The sequence below is a fragment of the Sphingopyxis sp. DBS4 genome (genome assembly GCF_024628865.1).
GTDB lineage: Bacteria > Pseudomonadota > Alphaproteobacteria > Sphingomonadales > Sphingomonadaceae > Sphingopyxis.
In genome coordinates this window covers 3,187,389-3,210,109 of the sequence record NZ_CP102384.1, presented here as the reverse complement: position 1 = coordinate 3,210,109, position 22,721 = coordinate 3,187,389, and the positions used below count along the sequence as shown (strand labels likewise).

Genomic DNA, 22,721 nt, shown 5'->3' with positions numbered 1-22,721 from the left:
CGTTCGGCGCGACGCATGACAGCGCCAAACGCGGTGCCGCAACTATGCCCTAAGACTTAGTTCCGCTCGATAACTCGCCGCAGCCGATCAGCGATGATCAAAAGGTCGCCGAGGCAGGACCGCACCAGCACGATGGCTGCGAGAAGTGCCACGACTCTTGCGCGATGGTCAGGCGACGTAAGCACCTCTACCACTCGCTATCAAGGTTCCGTCTGCAGACACAATCCGCGTCCCGGCTATGCTTATCTGCCGACCCAGTTTGACCGGCCTGCCGATCGCCCGCATCAGCCCTGGCAAGGCCGGTCGGTGAAAATCGACGTGCAAGTTTGCCGTAGCCCGCGCAGACCCTCCCATGGCAATGACCGTGTAAAGGCCGGTAAGATCGATCAGCGCCGATAAAATGCCACCATGCGCTGCGCCGACCGTCGGATTTGAGATTATTTCGTCTCGCCAGGGCATTGAGATCACCAACTCGTCGGTGCCGACCTCGGCGATCCTGAGCCCGAGCCAGCGGTGGAAAGGCGCAAGCAACAGCAGCTCCCCCAGTTCCTCAAGCCCAGGGGCGACCCGTGGGGCGTTCATGACTTCATCTCCATTTCATGGGTGCTGAGCAAAAACTCCACAATTGACTTGCCAAACGCGTCATTCTCGTCGCCCACCACCATATGGGTCGCATTCGCGATGTCGCTATATGCCATATGCGGGACCAATCTTCGGAAATGCTTGACGGCTTCCAGCGAAACTAGGTCGCTCGACCCACCGCGGATCAGATGCACAGGCAAGGCTAAACTGGCAGCGGCGGCGCTCAGTTCGCTGCGGCCATTGTCGCTTGAGACACCGCCTTGCCGCGTAACTCCTTCGATGAAGGTCGGGTCCCAATGCCAATAGAAGCGCCCATCGTCCTTGCGGCGCAGATAGTGGGCGAGCCCAGGCGAGGCCTTCCGGCTAGGCCGATGGGGCAGATAGTCGGAAATGACCTCAGCGGCCTCCTCCACCGACGCAAACCCTTCGCGCGCATGGGCCGCCATGAAACCGACCACGCGGGCAACGCCGCTCGGTTCCATCTGCGGCGTGACGTCGACCAAGGTAAGCGATCCAAAACTCCCCGGTGCGCGGTTTCCCTCCGCAATGATCCCAGCCAGCCCCCCAAGCGATGCGCCGATCATCGCCGGCTTTCTTCGCATCGCCGCAGCGATCTCAACGAGATCGGCCGCGAAATCGGAAATGTCATAAGCCCCATCACTGGCCCAAGCGCTCTCGCCGTGCCCGCGCATATCGACGGCGATCGTCCGAAAACCGTGGCTCGCGAGTTGACGGGTCACCGACTTCCACGCCCGGCGGGTCTGGCCGCCGCCGTGCGCCAAAATCACCGGAAAGCCCAGTTCCGGTCCATCGATCGACGCCGCGATTGCATGGCCCGCTTTTCCCGCAAGCGTGATCGTCCGATCATACATTCAGGCATCATACTGTATCATATCTTACAGTAAAGCATGTTCATATGCCGATAGTGGCTTTACAGTTTCAGCCGATGGTCGACTTTCGCAGCACCAGCGATGCTTCTCTCGGGAAAAGTCTTCTGACGGACTCAGACGAGTTTGTCTTTGTCATCGAAGAAGTGCCACGCAAACTTCGCCGCTTGTTCGACGCCTCAATGGCGCGCTTCGGATTGACCCGAACCCAGTGGCGCGCGCTCGTCTATATTTATCGGACCCCGGGCATTACCCAGACCGATCTCGCCAAATGCTCGAACTGGAGCGTGCCAGCGTTGGCCATGTTGTCGACCAGCTGGAAAGAATGACGCTCGCGGAACGGCGCGCTGCCAAGGGCGACCGGCGCGTCTGGGAGCTTCATCTCTTACCCCGAGCGATCGAAATCCTGCCCCAGCTGCGCGCCGAAGCCGACATGATCTACGCGCGGCTGCTCCATATGATTTCACCGACTGAAATACGCGCGGTCCGCGCATTGCTGACGAAAATGTCAGGCAATCTCGAAAGCGGATCGGAAGACATGCCTCCTCGATAGAAGCATTGAAAGATTTGAAATGGCCGACGCCATTCATCGTCAGCAAGCCGATTTCCCCAATTGGCGCCGCTCGCGTTTGCGGCGGCGCACCGCCGCCGTTCTGCCCCCTCTGCACCAAATCGCCAGCACTGACGACTAACGAATTGCGAATATGGCGGCAGGGAGCCCTACCTAACCTCTTGTCGTGTCAGCAAAATCGTCCGACCGAGCCGGCGATCTTTCGGCGGTGAGGGCTCTTCCTCGAGGCAGACCGCTCTTGGCTTCGCATGCCAACGCCAATTGACCGACGAGCCATTTTGTGCAACGTGTTGTCTACTAGGAAACGAATCTCTGCTTGGAGACCGACATGGCTCAACCCGAGCGCTTCATGCGAGGACAGAGTGCCGGTGGCTGCGCTTGTGGCGACGGGCCGGTCTTTGAAGTGAGGCTGGGCGCCGACGGTCAGCCTCTGGCATTCGCCGACGCCTATCCCAACGCGCTTCCAATCCTGAAGAGGCTCGCACGCGGTCGGGTACCGAACAAGCTAGTGCTTCCCCTTTCGGCGGATCGCCCGACACGACACGTCTGATATCGGGGCAGCGGGGACTACCAGATCGCTCTCGACGGGCTCGCCGAAGCCGGCCGCTCTTTGCCTCGGGCCCTGCGCGTTGAAGGATCGAACGTTCGCGACGAGCGGGCGATAACAACCCTATGCTGCCAGGTGCCGCTCAGCACATCGCCCCGGTCATGACGACACCCCTCTCGGGACTCGCGATAAGGCTTGCCCCGAATCAAAACAAACAGTACAGACTGACTGATCATTGGATTTGAGGTGGCAAATGCTGGAGCAGCTACGGTTCGTACGGATCCCGGTTCAGTCGCTTAGCGAAGCCACGCGGCTCGCCGTTGATACCGTCGGCCTGCAGCACAGCGAACGGTTGCCGGAAGCCGAACGGTTCCGTTCTGACTCTCGGTCCTATTGCCTGGAGTTCGACGGTTCCGGGAGCAGCCTCCGGCCCAGCGTGGCGGTGTCGCTGAGAACCGTCGAGCAGCTGCAGGAAGTCTCCGGGAAACTCAGGGAGCGAAATTGGGATGTCGAGGCGATCCCTCACGATCTGTGTCGAAGCCGCCGCTATCACGCGGGGCTCGCCTGTCGCGACCTAAGCGGCAATCTCATCGAGCTGGTCGTTCGGGCCGAGGAGAGCGGCGAGCGATATTTTCCATCGCGCGATGCGGGAATTGTCGGCCTGTCACACGTGATCCTCGGCAGCCGGGACCCGGCGTCTGACGCCGCTGTGTGGGTGGACATCCTCGGAGCGCGGATCACCGATCGGGTGGGCGACGCAATCTACCTCGGCTGGGACGATCAGCATCACAGGATCATGATTGTGCCGAGCAAGCGCGAGAGCTTCCTCGTCGTGGGGTTTGAGGTCGAGAGCATCGACGCCGTGATGCAGTCGAAATATTTTCTCCTTGACCGGCAGGTCGGCATTGTCCGCGGCCCAGGCAAGGAACCCGCGAGCGGTGAAGTGTTTCTGACCTTCAGCGGGCCCTCGCCCGACAGCTATTTCACCTATTCGACCCGATCGGATCCGTCGCCCGTCGGACGCCGGCCACGGCAGTTTGCCGATTCTCCCGCCTCGCTATGCAGTTGGGGTTCGACCTCCAACCTCGAAGAATTGGGAGGAACGTTGCCATGACCATCAACATCATTGACATCGCTTATACTCGTCTCAAGACACCGGATGTCGCGGCCGCTACCGATTTCGCCACGCGAATACTTGGCCTGGAGCCTGTCGATCGCGCGGTTGATCGCCTGTCGTTTCGCTCCGATAGTCGCATGAGCACGATGAGCTACGAGATCGGCGACCCATCCGAAACGATTGTCGGCTTCGAATTGGCGAATGGGGAGGATCTCCTCAATGCGGCGAAAACGCTCGAAGCATTAGGGTATGAGGTGTGCTACGGTTCGCATGAGGAACGCGAGCAGCGGCACGTTTCCGAATTCATAGCCTTTCGTGACCCCAGCGGGGGACGCATCGAATTCGCGGTTTCGCCGCAGATCGGTGGCAATGGCGCGCAGCTGTCTCGCGACGCGGGAATTACGGGTTTCAGTCACGTCGGTCTGTTCAGCCGGGATCCCGGTCGCGATGAGCATTTCTGGACCCAAATATGCAATGCACGCGTCAGTGACCGGGTAGGCGAGCTCCCGCTGCTCCGTCTGAGCCAGATTCACCACAGCATCGCGCTCGTCCCCGCAGACCGGTGCGGTATCCAGCACATCAACCACCAGGTTCAGTCGATCGACGATGTGCAGCGCAGCTACGCGCTGCTTAGCCAGCATAAGGTTCCCATCGTCTTCGGACCCGGCCGGCATCCGACTTCGGGCGCGCGGTTCGTATATTTCGAGGGTCCCGACGGGATGGTCTTTGAATATTCCGTCGGCGTGCGCGAGGTCGACGAAGAGACCTACAGGGAACGCCAGTTCGGCTTTGAACCGAAGAGCTTCTGCATGTGGGGCGCAACCCCGAAAATCAAGGAGTTGTCCACATAGACTTGGGCCCCGGTGGGCAGCGGGCATGGGATGAATGTGACCGCATCGCGAGGTGACGCGGGCGGCGAAATAGCAAAGAGAAAGGATGGGAGATGACGGTTCCGGAGGCTTATCTTCAAGACATTGTCTGGCCGGCAAATTTTAACGAAATCCCCAAGGAGATTTTCGTCCGGCAAGACCTCTACCAAGCCGAGATCGACCGGATTTTCCGTGGAGCCGAGTGGCATCCCGTTGCGCACGAAAGCGAAGTGCCGCACCCGGGGGACTTCAAAACCTGCAATCTTGCGGACGTCCCCCTGCTCATCATCCGCGGCGACGACGGACGGGTCAGGGCATTCTTCAACGCCTGCTCACATCGCAGCACCCAGATCGAGGTAAAGCCTTCGGGCAATCGAGCCGAATTCGAATGCCCCTATCATCGGTGGCTGTTCAACAAAGAGGGCGAGTTGGTCGGCTGCCCCAATCAGCGCGAATTCATCCCCGGTTTCGACAAGAAAGACTATCCGCTGACCCAGCCGCGGCAGGAATCGGTCGGCGGCCTCCTGTTCGTGACGCTGTCGCCGGACACCGAAAGCCTCGACGACTTCCTGCAGGAAGCGAAAGGGTCGTTGCTGGACATCATGGCCGGTGACGGACGCCTCAAGCTGATTGGCTATCATCGGGTCCGGTATCTGACCAACTGGAAAGCCTATAGCGACAACGACGGCTATCATCCGCCGCTCCTGCACCAGGCGTTCACGATGCTCAACTGGCAGGGCGGCGCAGGCCGCCAGTATGCGACTACCGGACGTGGCCATTATTGCATCGAAACCGAGTTGACCGTTCCCCAGCCCACGAGCGTAATCCGCGATGCTTCGGTCATCGAGTTTCGCGACGAGGGGCGGCCGAAAAACGCCAGCGTGCTCGCTCTCTTTCCGATGCTCGTCGCCTCAAATTACCTGAACGTCATCAGCATCCGTTTCGCTACGCCTGTCGCAATCGACGAGGTGGAAGTCACCTACGCCTATTTCGCGCATCAGGACGACGATGACGCGATGGTCTTGCACCGAATAAGGCAAAGCTCCAACGCGATCGGCCCGTCCGGCCTGATCAGTATGGAAGACGCCTCGGTTTTCCACCGGGTCCAGATCGGCAATCGCACCCCCGGCAAGGCCATCTTCCAAAAAGGCGTCACCGATCCATCCCGGCTCGGGTTCGAATTCCGTCAGAACGACGAGAGCGGCAATCTTCCGCACTGGGAATATTATCGCGCCGCCATGGGCTTCCGGAGGAGGGAGGCATGACGCGCTTGACGCTCGACGAGCTCGCGCGGCTCGATGAACTCCAGTCGGCATATATGTCGGCACTGGACGGGAAGAAAATGCGGTCGTGGCTCGACACGTTCGAAGATGATCCGAGCGCGAGTTACATCTGCATCGCGCGCAACGATGTCGAGAGCGGCCTGCGCGTGGCGATGATGCTCGACGACTGCCGCGACAGGTTAATCGATCGCTGCACCTTCATCGAAGACATATGGGCGGGTACATTCCAGGACTATCGTACCCGGCATTTCGTTCAGCGCGTGCACGCCAGCCGCCGCGCGGATGGTCTCGTCGACATGGTCTCGAACTTCTCCGTGATCTTTACCCCCGACGATACCGGGCTGCCGCAGCAGCTGGCCGCCGGGACCTACGAGGACATTATTCGAATGGAAGACGATCAATGTCGCTTTCTGTCGCGGAACGCGGTGACCGACAACGCGGTCGTGCCGCGGTATCTGGTGTTTCCTTTGTGAGCGGTGACAGAATAACCTTATAAATCAATTACTAAATAATCGGGAGGGAGACCGAAAATGAAAGGCCTTTTTGCATCCAAAGCGCTGCTGATGATGACGGCAGCCGTGACCGCCGCGCCATCCATGGCGCAAACGGCGCCCGTTGGCGGTTTGTCCGCGCCCAGCCCGTCGGCCCCAGCCGAGGATCAGGATCAAACCTCGACGCAGAGCGGCCTCGTAGATATCGTCGTGACCGCGACGCGCCGGGAACAGAAGTTGCAGGATGTGCCGGTCGCGGTGACCGCCGTGACTTCGGAATCGCTTGGCCGTTCGGGTGCGGCCGACATCCGGAATCTCACTCAGGTCGTGCCCGGCTTCTTCGGTGGCCGCGCTGCGGGCGTGTTCCTGCCCGTTATCCGCGGGGTGGGGTCGAGCAGTATTTCGGTCGGGGACGAGTCAAACGTAGCAACCTATGTCGATGGAATCTACCAGGGAGACCCATTTTCCACCTGGACCGATCTCGTCAAGGTCGACCGCGTCGAGGTCCTGCGCGGGCCGCAGGGGACAATATTCGGTCGGAACGCGACGGGCGGGTTGATCAATGTCATTACGCCTGATCCCAGTTTCGACTTCAGCGGCATGGTTTCGGCGCGCGCGGCCGCCCTCGAGACGGGCGACGGAGACTATAATGTGCGCGGCTATCTGACTGGTGGCCTGTCCGATACGATTGCAGCCGATATCGCCGGAATTTACCGCAAAACGGACAGTTTTGTCGACGATCTCGTGCGCGGTGGGAAAGCTGGCGGCTATCAGGTTGTCGATGTCCGCAGCAAGCTGATGTACCGCGGCGAGAACGGAAACAAGATCGTCCTCACGGGAGAATATTTCGATCGCAAGGGCTCGGAGAATGTCTACCAGCCCTATGAGAATAACACGGCAGGTCGAGCCTTTCCCGGCGCGATCCTCCCGTTGAAACCCTGGCAGCTGTCCGCCGATCTGCGCCCCTCGCTCGCCACCCGGCGATACAGTGTCGCCTTGCAGACACGCTTCGATCTAGGCGGGGTCAATCTGGAGACGACCGGGGCATATGCCTCCAACCGAACCTCTCAGGCGACGGATTCGGATTCGTCGAATATCTTGCTCGCGACTTTTGTGGCCCCCAAAATCGCATCGGAATATTATAGTCAGGAAGTGCGCCTGCTCTCGTCCGGCTCCGGGCCGCTTCAATGGATCGCTGGTTTATATGCCTTCCACCTCTCCGGCGACGCCAACTTCATTCTGAGCAGTCGCGCTGATCCGAGCCAGCCACTGCTCGTGCGCACATTCGACCCCGTCCTGAAGACGACCTCCTATGCCGGATTCGCCGAGGCGACGCTTGAGGTCGTCCCGCGCCTGTTCGTGACGGGCGGCATTCGCTACACCCATGAGAAAAGAAGTTTCGATCAGATCGTAAACGGCGTCGCCCTTTTTCCGCAGACAGCGGAAAAATCCTTTAACAGGGTCACGTATAAAGGCACGGTCCGGTTCGAAATCGGACCGGACACGAATATCTACGCGACCTACAGCACCGGCTTCAAAAGCGGTGTGTTCAACATGACTGGCGTGTCGCCTCTCGCGGTCGATCCCGAGACGCTCAAAGCCCTCGAAGGCGGTATCAAGTCTGACATCACGCCCTGGCTGCGCGCCAATCTCGCCTTGTATCGTTATGATTATAAGGATTTGCAGGTCACTGCCCGCGATCCGTTGGGTCCCGGTTATGTCCTGCAGAACGCCGCGAACGCCACTCTTTACGGCGGCGAACTCGAAACCACTTTGGCGCCAACCGATCATTTCCGGGTCAACGCGGCGGTCGCCTACGCCCATGCGGAATATGACGATTTTCCGCTCGCGCAAGTTTTCATTCCCCGGCCAACGGGAGGCAATATCGTGTCGCAAGCGGATGTGTCGGGCAACCGCCTACCGCGGGCACCTCGCTGGACCTTTAACATCGCTCCAAGTCTCGACGTACCGCTCGCATCGGGAATGTTGAACATCAACGGCACCCTGTTCCGCAGTTCGGTCGTCTATTTCGACTTCCTGAATTCCGTGAAGCAGGATCCCTATACGGCGATCAACAGCGAAATTTCGTGGCGAACGGATGACGAAAAGTTTCGGTTCTCGATCTGGGCGACGAATTTGACCAATGAGAAGATCATCCAGGAAGTTCGGCCCGGCGCGCTTGGCACCGATCTCAGGTACGAGCTGCCCCGGCGTATCGGCGCCGGCGTCGAAGTGAAATTCTGATGCGATCGCCGGTCATAGGCTGGCTCGCCCCTCAAGGATTGAGAGCATAGATGGCAATTCCAGATCAGTACGACCTTTACTATGATGGCGGGTGGCATGCACCGACGGCGGGCGGGTACAGTCCCTCGCACAATCCGGCCAACGGCTCGCTCATCGCACATGTCGCGCAGGCAGAAAGCGAGGATGTCGACCGGGCAGTCCTCGCTGCCGCCGTCGGATCCAGGGTCTGGCGCGATGTGCCACCCCTCGAACGTGCCCGGCTGCTGCGCGAAGTAGCGGCAGTCATTCGCCAGAATGCAAAGGAATTGGCGCAACTCGATGCTCTCGATTGCGGCAACCCGGTCCGTGAACTGGCGGCCGACTCCCATGTGGCAGCCGCGCTCATCGACTATTTCTCCGGGCTGGTGACGGAGATGAAAGGTGCTTCGGTCCCCGTCGGACCAGATGCGGTCAACTTCTCCGTCAGGCAGCCATTTGGCGTCGTCGCCCGCATTCTGGCCTTCAATCATCCGTTTCTGTTCTGCGCCGGCAAGGTTGCCGCTCCCCTTGCAGCCGGCAATGCGGTAATCGTCAAGCCATCCGAACAGGCTCCCCTGTCAGCACTCCGCTTCGCCGAGCTGATCGACGGCTTGTTGCCGTCGGGTACGTTCAGCGTCCTTACGGGAGGAGCCGAAACGGGGGCGGCGTTAGCGGCCCACCCCAAGGTGGCGATGATCAGCTTGGTGGGGAGCGCGGCTGCAGGTCGCGCTCTGATGCGCGAGGCCAGTCCAACGCTCAAGCCAGTCTTGCTCGAACTTGGCGGCAAGAATGCCCTGATAGCCTATGGCGATGCCGATCCCGCCGAAGTAGCAAAAGCCTTGATCCAGGGCATGAATTTTGCGTGGTGCGGCCAATCATGCGGGTCGACGAGCCGGGCGTTCATACATGAGGACATCTACGACGCGGTTCTGGCTCGTATCGAGGAGGAAGCCCAGCGGTTTCAGCCGGGCGATCCGTCCAACGAGGCGACTTCGATGGGCGCGATCATCAGCGCGAAACAGCATGAGCGCATAGTCGGATTCATCGATAGCGCCCAGGCGGAAGGCGCTCGACTGATATGCGGCGGGGGGCCACCGGCCGACCAAGCTCTTGCGCGCGGCCTGTACATCGAGCCGACAGTGTTTGCCGACGTTACCCCTGACATGCGCTTGGCCCGCGAAGAGGTTTTCGGGCCGGTGCTCGGAATCCTGCGATGGTCCGACGAGCCGACGATGATCGAGGTCGTCAACGAACTGGAGTATGGATTGACCTGCTCAATCTGGACACGAGATCTCGAACGCGCGCACCGCACCGCCATGGCCGTCGACGTAGGCTATGTCTGGATCAACGAGACCTCACGCCACATTCTTGGAGCCCCCTTCGGCGGAATGAAACAGTCGGGCATCGGCCGTGAGGAATGCCTCGGCGAACTGCTGGCGTTCACCCAGGAGAAAAATATCTTCATCTCGTTGGGATCGGGCAACCGGTGACGGGCGGGGGCGCGCCTCCTGTGCTGCAACCGGCGCTCGGCACAGCACGCACGCCGCCTGGCGAGGGCGAAGCCGCGCTGGCTGTGGCGGGGGCGGCTTTCCGCCGCCGCATCGCCATGTTTTTCCTGACCTTTGCTCTCACACTCAACTTTGTTGACCGGCAGATCGTCAACATTCTAGCCGAACCGATCCGGGAAGAGTTGCAGCTGGCGGACTGGCAAATCGGGCTGATGTCGGGCCTTGCCTTTGCCTTGCTTTATAGCGTCGCCGGAATCCCGCTCGCGCGCTGGGCGGATCGCGGCAACCGGCCAAAGATCATGGCATTTTCCGTTCTCGTCTGGAGCGGGTTCACCATCGCCTGCAGCCTCGCGCGAAGCTTTCCCCAACTTTTGGTGGGGCGTGTCGGAGTGGGGATTGGCGAGGCCGGCCTGACACCTGCCGCAAATTCGCTCATCGTCGATTATTACCCACCCGAGCGGCGCGCGTCGGCGCTTTCGCTCTACTATCTTGGCGTGCCGTTGGGAACGTTGGCGGGGATGGCATTGGGAGGGCTGGTTGCCGATGCCTATGGCTGGCGCACCGCCTTTCTGGTGGCCGGCATACCAGGTGTCGTCCTTGCCCCCTTTTTGCTGCTGGTTTTGCGCGAACCGCGCAAGGCGCACGCCGCTCTGTTGCGAACGGCGCCGCCGGGCGCTCTCGCGGCGGTAAAGACGCTTTGGGCGGTTCGCACCTACCGGCTCATCGTGATCGCGACTGCGCTGCAAGCCGCGGTAGGATATGGCTTCGGACCTTTCATCGCATCTTTTTTTATCCGCAATCATGGCCCGGAGATCGTCGCCATGGCCACCCAGGCCGGGATGGGGGTTTCGGGGTTCCTGGGCCTGACGCTCGGTCTTTCCACAGGTCTCGCAGGCGCCGCCGGCGTGTGGCTCGGTGGGTTGCTGGCCGATCGGTTCGGCCGGAGCGACGTCCGAGCCTATGTAACCATCCCTGCGTTTGCGTCGCTGGCGGCCCTTCCCTGTTATGCCGTCATCTTCAGCATCGACAGTGGCGCGCTGGCGCTTGCGGGCCTTGCGCTTCCCAACATGCTAGGGGCCATGTGGATGGGCCCGGTCCACAGTACCCAGCAAAGCGTCTCACCGCCGGAGATCCGTGGCGGCGCGACCGCCCTCTTCCTTCTGGTCTTGAACCTGGTCGGCGTGGGTTTGGGACCGCTGTTCGTCGGGACGGCCAGCGACGCGATCTCGTGGCAGTTCGATCAAGATTCCGGCAGGAGTTTGCGTGCCGCCCTCATCCTTACAAGCCTGGTCGCACCATTCTCCGCATTTCTTTTCTGGCGCGCGCGGTCGTCGATCGGGCGCGACATGACCAGGTGGAAGGCCGTCAATCCAGTGTGACACAAATTGTTCATCATCATTGTCTGGAGAATGAAATTGTCAGCGGAAAATCATCTAGCAATGGGCGCCGGCGGCACCTTGCCGGCCGGCAAGGGCGATCGCGCGCCGTCAGGACCGCACCGCATGCCGGACCGCCTCGACATACGCGGCCGCGACTATGACGCGGCAGGCCTGCGATCGCTTGTGGCACCGGGCTGGATTCATTCGGCGGTGTATACCGACGCGAAGATTTTCGATCTTGAACTCGAGCGGATTTTCCACACCGGTTGGCTGTTCATCGGCCATGAGAGCGAGATTGCAAAAACGGGCGAGTTCAAGCGTCGGCAGATGGGCCGTCAACCGGTCATTTTTGTTCGCGGCCAGGATGGCGAGATCCGCGTTTTCCTGAACCGCTGCCGACACAGGGGCGCAATCGTCTGCGAGGTGGACGAAGGCAGGGACAGCTTTTTCCGCTGCTGGTATCACGGCTGGACCTATTCCAATGCTGGCGAACTGGTCAGCGTTTCCGGGCCCGACGGCTATGGGCCGAGTTTCGACGCGAGCGAAAACGGTCTCACGCCGGTGCCGCGGGTCGAAAATTATCGCGGCTTCATATTCGCGGCTTTGAGCGAAAAGGTCCTTCCGCTCGAGGACTATCTCGGCAACGCAGCCAAGGTGATCGACATCCTGGTCGACGCGGCACCGGGCGGAGAGTTGAGCGTGCGAGCCGGATCCAACCGGACGATCTATAAAGGAAATTGGAAGCAGGTCGGGATGGATGGATATCATCCGTTGTTCGTCCATGCCTCGGTGCTGGCGACATGGGAACGACACACCGATTCGGGTCACAGCCTCGGTGCCACGCACAGTGCGAACCCCTTCGACTTCGACGGAATCTCGGAAACGCGCGACTTCGGTCATGGCCACACGATGCTCGATTTCCGTAAGCATCGGCTCAAGCACTCGGGAAAATATCGCGCGCTTCTGGAAAACACGCCGGGAGGGGCAGACTATATCGACGCGCTCTATGCAGAGCATGATGTTGCCTGGGCGGACATGCTGCTTGCCATGGCGGGCGATCCTCACGTCGGCGTTTTTCCAAACCTGCAACTGATCAACAACCAGATCCGGATCGTTAATCCCCTGTCTGTCGACGAGACCGAGGTCGTGATGTTCCCTGTGCTGTTCTCCAACGTCAGCACCGAAATCAATGCGCTGCGACTTCGCCAGCATGAATCCTTTTATGGACCCGCAGGATCCGGATCGACAGACGACGCCGAGATTTTCGAGCGGGTGCAACTCGGCCTGGAGGCTAATCTCGATCCGTGGATCAATATATCGCGCGGGATGGAGCGCGAGTGGGTTGATGAAGATGGGACGATCGTCGGCCATGTTTCCGACGAGGTTCCGCAGCGCGCTCAGATCCGGCAATGGCTGGCGATGATGGCCGAAGAATCGCCCGATGGGAGGCGTTAGGATGAACATGGTAGCAGCAGATCTTTGCGATTTCACCGTCTTCTCGGAATTGAAGGAGAGCCGGGCAATCCTGCCCGGGAGCGACATTTTCGGCAAAATCGAAGCATTTTTGTATTTTGAGGCCGAATTGATGGACAGCCACGCCTATGACGATTGGCTCGCGCTCTGGGAGCCGGGCGGCCTCTACTGGGTTCCCTCCAATCAGGCCGACCTCGACCCCGATCGGTCCGTCTCGATCATCTACGAGCATTATGACCAGATCTCGGATCGAATATTCCGCCTGAAGGATAAGCGGATGCATTCGCAAAGTCCGAAGTCGCGTCTGATCCGCATCGTCTCGAACATTACGGTCGCCGCATCCGGCGGATCCGATGTCCTTGTCAGTTCAAACTTCATCCTGGGCGAGGCGCGCTCCGGTCAGCATCAATCCTTGTTCGCGCGCGCGACCCACCTCCTGAAACAGGGGGCCGATGGCTTCAAAATCTTGGGCAAGAAGGTCTATCTGATCAACAATGATGCGCCCATGCGCAATGTGACCTTCCTGCTATGAGAGGTGCAGGCGAAGGAGCGGGCAAGCCGCGCCGTGAGCAGCCACTCATCGCTACCGTCATTGGCGATCCGGCGGGTATCGGTCCAGAGGTCTGTGTCAAGGCACTCGCCGCCGGCAACCACGCGGCGCGGCACCTATTGATCGGAAGCATCGACGCTGTCCGGTTCGCGGCCGCGGCGAGCGGGATTAGCCCTCCCATCTACCAGGTGGAAACGCCGGATGAGGTGTCCGGTGCGGTTGGCGAAATCGCCGTTCTCGACCACGGCTCGCTGGCGAGGGGGGCATGGGATATCGGACAGTCGGGCGCCGCTTCGGGCCGGGCGGTGATAGAATGGATCCGCTTGGCCGAGCAATTGGCTCGCAATGGAGAGATCGATGGCTGGATCATGGCCCCGGTCGACTCGCAATCACTCAAGGCGTCTGGCGAAATATCGTCGATCGACGATCTTCAGCCGACTGGAACCTATCTATTGCGAGTCAGCCCCTCGTTGCGGATCGTCCCAATCACCGAGCATATCAGCATCGCCGAGGTCCCGGGCACTGTCTCTGCCGCGGCGGTGTCGTCGCTGATCGGTCTCGTTGACGAGACTTTCAGGCGTTGGGGCGTCAATGCCCCCAGGATCGGCGTCGCCGGCCTGAATCCGCACGCGATGGGAACTGAAGAAGTGCGCGAGATCGCGCCGGCGGTCGAACGGGAGCGCGCGGCGGGGCGCCGCGTCGAGGGGCCGGTGTCGCCCGATTCGATATTTCGTCTTGCCATGGAGGGGCGATACGACGTCGTTGTCTCAATGTATCATGACCAGGGCCAGATTGCGCTCAAGACGGCTGCCTTCGAAGGCGCGTGCACCATCTATATCGGCCTCGATTATGTTCATCTGACCGTACCGCACGGATCTGCCATGGAAATTGCGGGACAGGGCATCGCCCAGCACGCCAGCATGGCCTCCGCGATGAAGATGGCCGAATCACTCTGCTTCGGGAGAGGGTTTTATGCCGGCGACGATTGACCCCGGACTTCAGATGCAGGTGCGCATGGCGGCGCGCGGCCTGGCGCACGCCGGGCTCGTGCACGCGTTCGGCCATTGCAGTGCGCGCATCGATGCGCGGCACTTTCTTGTCTGTGCCGCAATGCCCATGGGGCTTATCAAGGACGAACCCGGTACTATTGTCTCGGTCGATGGCGCCCTTCCCCAAAAAGTGCTTGGCGAAGTGCGCGCGCACCAGGCGATTTATGCCGCGCGGTCCGATGTCGGCGGCATTTGTCGCATCATGCCCGCCGCCACCATGTCGTTGTCGACGCTCGGGATCACACCGGCGGCGCGGCACGGCCTAGGCGCCTATTTCGCTCCCCGGCCGCCGCTTTGGGACGATCCCAGGCTCCTGCGCGACGACGCTTCAGCGAGAAATCTTGCAATTGCCCTTGGCGAGGCTCGTGCGATCGTCATGCGAGGAAACGGAGCGATTACGGTCGGGCAAGATCTGAAGGAAGCTGCGACTTTTGCCTTCTTCCTCGAAGACGCCGCGCGGGTAGAGCGCGACGTGCGCTCGATGGGGTTCGGCCCTCAACACGGGCTTCTCGATGAAGACGAGATACGCGCGCGCCAGACCCTGGCCGGCGGCGTCGTTGAGCGGATGTGGAGTTGGCTGACGGCGATGGACGTGACCGAAGGTCGAGGAGCAAGCGGCGGATGACGTCAGGCGCGGTGCTCGCATATGCCCCGTTGCCTCGCCCGAATACCAGCAAGAAAGAGGAAACGATATGACCGACATGACCAAGACAGACACCTTCGCGGGGCGCGTCGCGCTCATCACGGGCGCGGGACAAGGAATCGGGCGGGTTTTCGCCAAAGGCTTCGCGCGCGCCGGTGCGAAAATCGCCATCGTCGAACTGAACGAAGACAGCGGACGGTCGGTAGCGGCCGAGGTCGAAGCGGAATGTGGCGCCGGCACCGTTATCGCCATTCGGGCCGATGTGGCCGATCCGGCAGCCGTCGACGCCGCCATAGCGGAGACATTGGAGGCCTTTGGCCGCATTGACGTCGCCATCAACAATGCGGCGATCTTCTCGACGCTGAAAATGCGGCCCTTCGAGGAAATCCCGTTTGACGAGTGGAGACAGGTCATGCGCGTGAACGTCGATGGCGTAATGCTGGTGTCCAAGGCGTGCGCGCCGGTAATGCGAGGTAATCGTCATGGGCGCATCATCAACATCTCGTCCGGGGTGGTGACTATGGGCCGACCGCACTATTTACATTATGTGGCTTCCAAAGCGGCGGTGGTCGGTATGACGCGCGCCATGGCGCGTGAACTCGGCGCCGACGGGATCACGGTGAATGCGCTGCTTCCGGGCGCAACCTTCACGGAGATCGAGCGCGAGACGGTGACGCCCGCGCAAAAGACCCAGATATTGAACATGCAGTGCATCAAGCGCCACGAGACCGCAGACGACTTGCTCGCCGCAGCGCTTTACCTCGCGTCCGACGGCGCAGAATTTGTGACGGGCCAGTCGATAGCCGTCGATGGCGGTACGACGTTTCGCTGAACAGGCCCGCAACGAGGCGGGCGGAATGGCCAGCCGGGTGCGGACGGCATCCTGTTGCATCTCGCAGCTATGACTTTGACAAGCCCGATAGGAAAGCTATGCCATCTGTACGTTCGGCCGCATGAGGGTCTCGGCAAGAGGTGTAGCAGACGCAGTGGCGGACATTTCCCCAGCTCACGACAATTCGCACAAGCCACAAGGCGAACGCAGTAGAAAGATGCGGGCTCGAATCCTTTCGGCCGCTATCAATCTGTTGCGCGAGAAAGGTTATTCGGCGTTTCGCGTCGCAGACGTTGCCGAAAGCGCAGGCGTCTCTCGCGGAGCGCAGCTTCACCATTTTCCGACAAAGGACCAACTAGTCGCCGCCTGCCTGGAGCAGGTTTTTTCGGCAGCCCTCGAGAAGGCGACCGTTGCCGCGGGTAAGGCTATCGAAGATGACGGCCTCCTCGAGGCTGCATGCGACGATGCAGAGGCATTCTTCTACGGTGAAGATTTTTTGATCGCGCTCGACCTCGTCATCTCGGGAAACAAGCTTCGGGCCCTCGCCGACGATGTTCGCGGTATGTCGCAGCAACGACGCGTCGGGGCCGAGCAAGTCTGGGTCAGCCGTTTTGCCAAGACCGGCCTGTCTCCGTCTGACGCCGAAGACATATTGTGGCTGCTGTGGAGCGTGCTCCGCGGATTGGCGGTGCGAGCCCAGATCGGAAAGGACCCCGAGCGGGCAAGGCGCGTCACCGAGCTGACAATTGCCTTGCTGTCCGGCTATGCGCAGTCGCTGCGGGAGCGGAACGACGGGACGGGCGGCCCAGACGCTATTGGTTGAAGCTTGCGATGACAAGCTTCTCGCCGCGCAGTGATTGCTGCCGAACCATCGGGTCCCGTTCCCTCAAGCCGCGTAGACATTACCATAGCGTTCGCGCAGTTGCTTCTTGTCGATTTTCCCTGTTGCCGTAAGTGGCACCGCGCCGACGAGGATGCGATCGGGCAGCTGCCATTTCGCGAATTCCGCGGATAGGGTTGATAGAATTTCCTTTTCGTCGGGAAGGATTCCATCATGAGGCTCGACGATCAAGAGCGGGCGCTCTTCCCATTTAGGGTGCGGAATGCCGACGACCGCGGCGATCTTGACCCCGCTGCACCCAGCGGCAACATTCTCAAGGTCGATTGAGCTGATCCACTCTCCTCCCGACTTGATGACATCTTTGGTGCGGTCTGTGATTCGCATGAACCCCTGGGCGTCGAGTGTCGCAACGTCGCCGGTATCGAACCACCCGTCGACATCGGTGCAATCCGCCGGCTGACGAAAATAGCGCTGAACCACCCACGGACCCCGCACCTGTAGCGCGCCTGCCGTCGCCCCATCGTGGGGGCAGGGGTGCCCGTCTTCGCCCAAGATGCGCATCTCGACGCCGAACTGGAGCCGTCCCTGCCGCGTCCACAATATATCCTGCATCGCTGCCTCGCCGAGGTCCGCGACGGCCGGCGTCGGTGTTGCGATCACACCGAGCGGGCAGGTCTCGGTCATTCCCCAGAGCTGAAGGACATCGACATCATGGTCGGCCTTGAAGCTTTCTGCCATCGCGCGAGGTACGGCGGAGCCCCCGATCATAATCCGCTTGAGCGTTCCCGTGTCGCCGCCGGTTGCCTCGAGGTGGGCGAGATACATGGTCCAGATCGTGGGCACCCCACCGGTAAAAGAAACCGCCTCCCCTCGGATTAGGGCCTGGAGGCTAGGACCGTCCATGCGGTCGCCAGGAAGAACGAGCTTGGCGCCGCAGAGCGGCGCCACGAACGGAAGGCCCCAGGCGGTGGCGTGATAGAGCGAGGAGCAAGGCATCACGCAATCGAACGACGTGAGGCCGAACGCGCTCGCCAAGCCCGCTCCCATCGCATGCAGAACGACTGCCCGGTGGCTGTAGAGAACCCCCTTGGGATCGCCTGTGGTCCCCGAGGTGTAACAAAGAAACGCCCCGGAATTTTCATCGATTTCGGGCCAGGTGATCGAGACCGGTGCCGACGCGAGCAAGGGCTCATAGGCCAGCGCCCCGAACCCCTCGCCGATGCCGACGCCTTCGTCGGACAGTACGATGTATTTTTCGATATGCGGGAGGCTGGGCGCAAGCCGCTCGACGAGCGCGGCGAGGTTGGGCTCGAACGCCAATATGCGACTCTCGGCATGGTTCAAGGTAAAGATCAGCTGATCGTCGGGGAGCCGGGGGTTGGCGGTGTGAAGCACTGCCCCAAGGCCCGGGACCGCGTAGAAGAGTTCCAAATGCCGGTGCGTGTTCCAGGCGAGCGACGATATCCGGTCACCGCTCCCGATCCCGGCAAGGGTGAACATGTTGGCAGCCTGCGCTACCCGGCGGGCGAGCGCTGCATAATCATAACGCCACAACCGATCGCTGCCGATTTCGCGCGACACCACTTCCCGGGTTGCGTGCGCGGCGGCGGCATATGTCAGGATCGTGCCGATCGCCAGTTGCGCAGGCTGCATTTGTCCCGTGATCGTCATGCATGCATCCTTCGACAAGTAGCAGTTGAACGGACCGTCTTTACGCGACAGCAAACAAAGTCCGCCAGCACAAGCCACCGAGGCTCATGCTGGCGGACACGGCGGCAGCCCGGCCGCACGCGATCCGCGGGATCAAGCCCTTGGACCGCGTTTGGGCGCGTCAGAACCGGAGTTCGGCGCTGACGCCCACTTTTCTTGGCTGTTCGTAAAAGCCGTCAGTTGCCTGCGCCCCGACACGAATGGTCTGGAAGACCTTTTCGTTGGTGAGGTTGGTCGCCCAGAGGCTGAATTTCCAGCGATCACCGGTTGGGGCAAAGGATATCGACGCATTGGTAAGGGTATAGCTCGGCTGGGAGAAAATATTCTGGAAGTCATAATAGAGCCGGGTCGAGTAGAAGGTGTTGACCGAGACCCCAAGGCGCCCTGCATCGAACTCATGGCCCCAATCGACCCCCAGGTTGAACGTCCACTTCGGGGCGCGGGTCATCACGTTACCCGACGCGTCCGCCGGGGCAACAGTGTTGCCTCCGTCGGGGCGCGGGAAAAAGCTCTGCGCGAGCGGAAAATCACGATAGCGCGCGTGGCTGTAGGCCGCCGAGCCGCGGATGTTGAGATCGTCAATCGGTTGGATAATCGCCTCGAACTCGCCGCCATAGATTTTGGCGCTCGCTGCGTTCTGCAGGACGTAGCTCGGACCCGACGCGTCTTTGGCCTGAACTTGCAGATCGTCGTACGTATAGTGATAAACGGCGAGGTTCGTGCGGAGCCAATTGAAGGGGTCGACCTTGATGCCGGCCTCCCATGCCTTGATGTTCTCGGGATTGACCGGATTCGGCGATGTGCCCGCCATATTGTAGACGCCGCTTTTGAATGCGGTGCCATAGCTTGCATAAATGCTTCCGTCGGGTGCGAACTGGTACCGGACTGCGCCGCGATAGTTGAACTTGTTGAACGACTTGGCGGTCTTCGGAACGACCAGATTTCCATTAACGACCTGTTCGAAGGTCCGCCGCTCGGTGGTGTACCGCGCGCCGACAGTGATGAACAGGTCGTCGACGATCTCGTAGGTTCCTTCGGCAAAGCCCGCGAACGAGCGACCCGATAGTGCGGGATCAAGGTTGAGGGTGGTCGGAGGGATTCCAGGCCCCGGCGACGTGACGAGATCCAACTCAGTATGACCGCCGAACTGGTAGAAATAGCCGCCCAGGAGCCACTGGAATCGGCCGGGGTCGGCAGACGTGAACTTGATTTCCTGGCTCCCCGATTCCGTCGCAAATGTTGCAGGGAAATTACCGAGGAAGATGTTCGAGGCGTCCGAATCGGTTTCCTGGTACCAGCGCAGATTCATGAAGCCGCTCGTCGCCTCGAGGTTGAAGCCGTCGAACTCGAGTTTTACATGCAGCGCCGCACTCCAGCGCCGTAAGTCCAGCGTAGGAATGCTGGTCAGTGACGCCTGCCAAGCGTCGGTCGGAAGTATAACGCCCGGGAAGCGACGGCCGGCCGTATTCCCATTGACCGGCTGGGGCGAATTGGTCGTGCTGTTCTGGTCGAAGAATTCGCCGGTCAGGATGACCTTGGCATTGTCGGAAGGCTGCCACAGCAGCTTGCTGCGAAAGTTGATCACTTGCTGGTCGCCGAGCGTGCCGCCGCGCACCAGATCGTCGATATAGCCGTCGTTCTTGCGATAGAGGGCGGCAAAATCGGCAGCCAATTTATCGCTAAGGCCGCCGGTGATATAGAAGCGGGCATCATAATCGCCCGCGTCCCTCCGCATGCGGCCGTAACGCAGCGACGCCTTGCCGCGCAGGTCAAAACTGGGGTCGGGGGTAATCACGTTGATCAGGCCGCCGGTGGCGTTGCGGCCAAATGTCGTGCCTTGCGGTCCGCGCAGCACTTCCACGCGCTCGACTTCGACGAGATCGATCCAGTTGGCGGCCGACTCTGGCTGGTAGACACCATCGACATAGGTGGCGATGTTTGGCTCGTCGCCGATCGAGATGCCGGTCGACCCGACGCCGCGAATGACGGGCTGGAAGACACCCATGTTGCGGCTCCCGATGAATCCGGGAACCACCTGGGTCAACGAGCGCACCGTCGAAACATCTGCCGCCGAGAGCGAATCGCCGGTGATCGCGGTCACGGCGACAGCAACGTCCTGCAGACGCTCCTCGCGGCGCGTGGCCGTCACGATGATGTCGGAGATACCCGAACTCGACTGCGCCTCGGGCTCGGGTTCGGCAGCCGGGGCCGTATCCTGGGCTTGGCCGGCCGCGCTCCAGGCCAGTGCGAAAAGTGCGATGCCGCTCGCGAGGGCGCGCCCGCTATTATAACTGTTGGTCCTCATGTCCATTCTCCCTCTCCCTGATTCTTTTTTTCAATTCGTCCGCACATGCTCTTCAAGAAAATCCAGCCGGTCGTTTCCCCAGAATATCTGGTCGTCGACAAACATAAGCGGCGCGCCGAATACGCCGCGGGCGTAAGCTTTCGACCGCGCTTCGCGATAGGCGCGCTTGCCCTCTTTCGAATCCACGAAGGCCATGACGGCATCGGCTTCGAGACCCGCCGTTGCCGCCGAGGCGCGCAATTCGTCCCGGTCTCGCGGATCGATTCCGAGGCCCCAGATGCGCCGATAGGCATCCCGCACGAAGCCTTCGGCGGCACCGTGACGGGCCGCGAAGATTGCGGCTGTGTTCCAGCCTCCGCACTCGAAGCTCGATGGAAAGGTAAGCGGCACGTCGTACCGCCGAGCCCAACGCTGCAGATCCGCGGTCAGAACCTTTATCTTCGCCGGCACCTCGCGGTTGGACGGGCCGTAATTGCCCGCCGCAATCTTTGCTTCGGGGATGTCGATGGGATGATAGGCGAGCGCCCGGCCGTGCCGACGCGCAATCTCCGGCAGACGCAACTGTGCGAGATAGCTGAACGGGCTGATGAAATCGAAGTAGAAATCAATGGTGGCGGTCATGAGACCCTCTCTTCGATTCCCACCATCTCGCGGTAATTTTGCCAGAAGCCGATGATGGCCCCTTCCGTGACAAGATGATCCGCATCATCGGCGCCGCCGCCGCCCATCGCGATATAGGATCTTGCCTTTCTGTCCGAGCTGACCGCCTGCTGCACGATCTCGACCGCCTCGCCATCCTCCATCGAGATCATGCCCGCCGGTCCGATGAGGTTCGATTGCTTGAGGCGGATCGCGTCCATCTCCGCATCATCGTCCGCATAGCCAAATTGGGTCCACACGAGCTCGAACGAATCCGGTCCGTGGGTGACGATCTGGCGAACCGCGAGCGTGTTCGAGATCTGCTGCAAAATCAGGTTGGGATAAAGGGCCAGGATGACGAGGGTGATGCCGTCCGGAAACTCGCTCCGGCCCGCGAGCAGCGACGGATCCTGGAGCGAGAAGCTCGTGTCGAAGCTGCGCGAGTCCTGATAGACTTCGCTGTCGCGCGCCGCGTCGTTGCTGCCCGCCTTCGAATAAAGGAACGAATGCCGCTTGCTCTCGTCCATCAGGCATTCGCCGGTTTGCGTCGAACGATAGAGGCCGAAAGTATTGTGAAACAGATGGAGGAGGCTTGCGTGATAGGGGTCGCGCGTATTTTCGGCGTATAGCTTCCAGTTGCCGTGGATGAACTGGCGTTGATTGCCCAATATCTTGATCGGGCGGCACATGATCCGCTCGACATGCTTGGTGATGAGCGGACCGAGATAGTCCGTCAGCGGCTCCACTTCTTGCGAGAATGTCGCGAAAACCAGCCCATTCAACGCTTCGACGCGCAGCTTGACCAAGCCATGTTGCTTGAGATCGAAATCCGCCGGCATCCCCCCCTTGCCCTTGATCCCGCGGCGGAACGGGACGCCCATGAGGTCTCCGTTCAATTCATAAGCCCATTGATGATAAACGCATTCGAGATGCGGCACATTGCCTTGGCGTGCGCGGCATACCGTCGCGCCGCGATGCGCGCAGCGGTTCACAACGACATGGAGGCTCTGGTCCTTGTCCCGCGTCACAACGACCGGCGTGTCGCCGATGAAGGTCGATTTGAAATCACCGGGGTTCGGGACTTCGGCCTCGAGCGCAACGAAGTTCCAGGTGGGGCCGCGGAAGAGATGCTCCTGTTCGGCCTTGTAAAAGGCATCATCCGTGAACACGGAATATGGTATCC

21 protein-coding genes are annotated in these 22,721 nt (G+C 60.8%); 15 read left to right on the top strand and 6 right to left on the bottom strand.

The window, feature by feature from the left end; all coding sequences use genetic code 11:
- Nucleotides 1-168: 168 nt before the first annotated feature.
- Both NP825_RS15395 and NP825_RS15390 read right to left on the bottom strand, forming a co-directional pair.
- The gene (locus NP825_RS15395; protein WP_037557619.1) at nt 169-582 is read right to left on the bottom strand and encodes a hotdog fold thioesterase; all 414 of its coding nucleotides are present in this window, start codon (nt 580-582) and stop codon (nt 169-171) included.
- Nucleotides 579-1,454 carry an alpha/beta fold hydrolase gene (locus NP825_RS15390; RefSeq protein WP_037557620.1) on the bottom strand — a complete coding sequence of 292 codons (876 nt, stop codon included), beginning with the start codon at nt 1,452-1,454 and terminating at the stop codon, nt 579-581. Before NP825_RS15390 ends, NP825_RS15395 begins: the two co-directional genes overlap by 4 nt.
- 74 nt (nt 1,455-1,528) lie before the next feature.
- Here NP825_RS15390 and NP825_RS15385 point away from each other — a divergent pair, with 74 nt between their 5' ends.
- The 15 genes from NP825_RS15385 (at nt 1,529) to NP825_RS15315 (ending at nt 16,866) form a co-directional block, all read left to right on the top strand.
- Entirely contained in the window at nt 1,529-1,798 is a 270-nt protein-coding gene (locus NP825_RS15385) for a MarR family winged helix-turn-helix transcriptional regulator (RefSeq protein ID WP_058539116.1), read from the top strand.
- Nucleotides 1,795-2,022 (top strand): hypothetical protein, encoded by a 228-nt coding sequence (locus NP825_RS15380; protein WP_037557622.1) that lies wholly within the window; start codon nt 1,795-1,797, stop codon nt 2,020-2,022. Before NP825_RS15385 ends, NP825_RS15380 begins: the two co-directional genes overlap by 4 nt.
- Nucleotides 2,023-2,840: 818 nt before the next feature.
- Nucleotides 2,841-3,701 (top strand): hypothetical protein, encoded by an 861-nt coding sequence (locus tag NP825_RS15375; RefSeq protein ID WP_052182489.1) that lies wholly within the window; start codon nt 2,841-2,843, stop codon nt 3,699-3,701.
- Nucleotides 3,698-4,555, top strand: a complete 858-nt coding sequence (locus NP825_RS15370; protein ID WP_037557623.1) for a VOC family protein — start codon at nt 3,698-3,700, stop codon at nt 4,553-4,555. Before NP825_RS15375 ends, NP825_RS15370 begins: the two co-directional genes overlap by 4 nt.
- Nucleotides 4,556-4,647: 92 nt before the next feature.
- Complete coding sequence (locus NP825_RS15365) at nt 4,648-5,838, top strand: aromatic ring-hydroxylating dioxygenase subunit alpha (protein ID WP_037557624.1); 1,191 nt, start codon at nt 4,648-4,650, stop codon at nt 5,836-5,838.
- Nucleotides 5,835-6,329: an aromatic-ring-hydroxylating dioxygenase subunit beta gene (locus NP825_RS15360; RefSeq protein ID WP_037557625.1), complete on the top strand. Its 495-nt coding sequence runs from the start codon at nt 5,835-5,837 to the stop codon at nt 6,327-6,329. Before NP825_RS15365 ends, NP825_RS15360 begins: the two co-directional genes overlap by 4 nt.
- A 57-nt stretch (nt 6,330-6,386) precedes the next feature.
- Nucleotides 6,387-8,591 carry a TonB-dependent receptor gene (locus NP825_RS15355; protein WP_081933247.1) on the top strand — a complete coding sequence of 735 codons (2,205 nt, stop codon included), beginning with the start codon at nt 6,387-6,389 and terminating at the stop codon, nt 8,589-8,591.
- Nucleotides 8,592-8,641: 50 nt separating this feature from the next.
- Nucleotides 8,642-10,099 (top strand): aldehyde dehydrogenase family protein, encoded by a 1,458-nt coding sequence (locus NP825_RS15350; protein ID WP_037557626.1) that lies wholly within the window; start codon nt 8,642-8,644, stop codon nt 10,097-10,099.
- A 20-nt stretch (nt 10,100-10,119) separates the two neighbouring features.
- On the top strand, nt 10,120-11,496 hold the full coding sequence (locus tag NP825_RS15345) for an MFS transporter (protein ID WP_197411507.1): 1,377 nt from the start codon (nt 10,120-10,122) through the stop codon (nt 11,494-11,496).
- A 6-nt stretch (nt 11,497-11,502) separates the two neighbouring features.
- Nucleotides 11,503-12,951 carry a Rieske 2Fe-2S domain-containing protein gene (locus NP825_RS15340; RefSeq protein ID WP_197411508.1) on the top strand — a complete coding sequence of 483 codons (1,449 nt, stop codon included), beginning with the start codon at nt 11,503-11,505 and terminating at the stop codon, nt 12,949-12,951.
- Between the two features lies 1 nt (nt 12,952).
- A complete protein-coding gene (locus tag NP825_RS15335) occupies nt 12,953-13,501 on the top strand; it encodes an aromatic-ring-hydroxylating dioxygenase subunit beta (protein ID WP_052182490.1) in 549 nt (182 codons plus the stop codon).
- Nucleotides 13,498-14,508, top strand: a complete 1,011-nt coding sequence (locus NP825_RS15330; protein WP_052182491.1) for a PdxA family protein — start codon at nt 13,498-13,500, stop codon at nt 14,506-14,508. The genes NP825_RS15335 and NP825_RS15330 overlap by 4 nt, the downstream gene beginning before the upstream one ends.
- Complete coding sequence (locus NP825_RS15325) at nt 14,492-15,193, top strand: class II aldolase/adducin family protein (RefSeq protein WP_037557627.1); 702 nt, start codon at nt 14,492-14,494, stop codon at nt 15,191-15,193. Before NP825_RS15330 ends, NP825_RS15325 begins: the two co-directional genes overlap by 17 nt.
- A gap of 67 nt (nt 15,194-15,260) precedes the next feature.
- A complete protein-coding gene (locus NP825_RS15320) occupies nt 15,261-16,043 on the top strand; it encodes an SDR family NAD(P)-dependent oxidoreductase (protein ID WP_197411509.1) in 783 nt (260 codons plus the stop codon).
- Between the two features lie 154 nt (nt 16,044-16,197).
- Entirely contained in the window at nt 16,198-16,866 is a 669-nt protein-coding gene (locus NP825_RS15315) for a TetR/AcrR family transcriptional regulator (protein WP_161786581.1), read from the top strand.
- Nucleotides 16,867-16,929: 63 nt separating this feature from the next.
- On the opposite strand, the gene NP825_RS15310 is transcribed toward NP825_RS15315, so the two are convergent.
- The 4 genes from NP825_RS15310 to NP825_RS15295 all read right to left on the bottom strand — a co-directional run bounded on the left by NP825_RS15310 (nt 16,930) and on the right by NP825_RS15295 (nt 22,707).
- Nucleotides 16,930-18,555 carry a long-chain fatty acid--CoA ligase gene (locus NP825_RS15310; RefSeq protein ID WP_197411510.1) on the bottom strand — a complete coding sequence of 542 codons (1,626 nt, stop codon included), beginning with the start codon at nt 18,553-18,555 and terminating at the stop codon, nt 16,930-16,932.
- A gap of 160 nt (nt 18,556-18,715) precedes the next feature.
- Nucleotides 18,716-20,905, bottom strand: a complete 2,190-nt coding sequence (locus tag NP825_RS15305) for a TonB-dependent receptor (protein ID WP_231733416.1) — start codon at nt 20,903-20,905, stop codon at nt 18,716-18,718.
- A 24-nt stretch (nt 20,906-20,929) separates the two neighbouring features.
- The gene (locus NP825_RS15300) at nt 20,930-21,520 is read right to left on the bottom strand and encodes a 2-hydroxychromene-2-carboxylate isomerase (protein WP_037557628.1); all 591 of its coding nucleotides are present in this window, start codon (nt 21,518-21,520) and stop codon (nt 20,930-20,932) included.
- Nucleotides 21,517-22,707, bottom strand: a complete 1,191-nt coding sequence (locus tag NP825_RS15295) for an aromatic ring-hydroxylating dioxygenase subunit alpha (protein WP_306997167.1) — start codon at nt 22,705-22,707, stop codon at nt 21,517-21,519. The genes NP825_RS15300 and NP825_RS15295 overlap by 4 nt, the downstream gene beginning before the upstream one ends.
- Nucleotides 22,708-22,721 lie beyond the last annotated feature (14 nt).

Coding starts and splice junctions, on each gene's coding strand:
- NP825_RS15300 (WP_037557628.1), bottom strand. CDS start 21,520: ATGACCGCCACCATTGATTTCTACTTCGATTTCATCAGCCCGTTCAGC.
- NP825_RS15330 (WP_052182491.1), top strand. CDS start 13,498: ATGAGAGGTGCAGGCGAAGGAGCGGGCAAGCCGCGCCGTGAGCAGCCA.
- NP825_RS15385 (WP_058539116.1), top strand. CDS start 1,529: ATGGTCGACTTTCGCAGCACCAGCGATGCTTCTCTCGGGAAAAGTCTT.
- NP825_RS15355 (WP_081933247.1), top strand. CDS start 6,387: ATGAAAGGCCTTTTTGCATCCAAAGCGCTGCTGATGATGACGGCAGCC.
- NP825_RS15395 (WP_037557619.1), bottom strand. CDS start 582: ATGAACGCCCCACGGGTCGCCCCTGGGCTTGAGGAACTGGGGGAGCTG.
- NP825_RS15320 (WP_197411509.1), top strand. CDS start 15,261: ATGACCGACATGACCAAGACAGACACCTTCGCGGGGCGCGTCGCGCTC.
- NP825_RS15335 (WP_052182490.1), top strand. CDS start 12,953: ATGAACATGGTAGCAGCAGATCTTTGCGATTTCACCGTCTTCTCGGAA.
- NP825_RS15325 (WP_037557627.1), top strand. CDS start 14,492: ATGCCGGCGACGATTGACCCCGGACTTCAGATGCAGGTGCGCATGGCG.
- NP825_RS15305 (WP_231733416.1), bottom strand. CDS start 20,905: ATGGACATGAGGACCAACAGTTATAATAGCGGGCGCGCCCTCGCGAGC.
- NP825_RS15365 (WP_037557624.1), top strand. CDS start 4,648: ATGACGGTTCCGGAGGCTTATCTTCAAGACATTGTCTGGCCGGCAAAT.
- NP825_RS15350 (WP_037557626.1), top strand. CDS start 8,642: ATGGCAATTCCAGATCAGTACGACCTTTACTATGATGGCGGGTGGCAT.
- NP825_RS15360 (WP_037557625.1), top strand. CDS start 5,835: ATGACGCGCTTGACGCTCGACGAGCTCGCGCGGCTCGATGAACTCCAG.
- NP825_RS15390 (WP_037557620.1), bottom strand. CDS start 1,454: ATGTATGATCGGACGATCACGCTTGCGGGAAAAGCGGGCCATGCAATC.
- NP825_RS15370 (WP_037557623.1), top strand. CDS start 3,698: ATGACCATCAACATCATTGACATCGCTTATACTCGTCTCAAGACACCG.
- NP825_RS15380 (WP_037557622.1), top strand. CDS start 1,795: ATGACGCTCGCGGAACGGCGCGCTGCCAAGGGCGACCGGCGCGTCTGG.
- NP825_RS15375 (WP_052182489.1), top strand. CDS start 2,841: ATGCTGGAGCAGCTACGGTTCGTACGGATCCCGGTTCAGTCGCTTAGC.
- NP825_RS15310 (WP_197411510.1), bottom strand. CDS start 18,555: ATGACGATCACGGGACAAATGCAGCCTGCGCAACTGGCGATCGGCACG.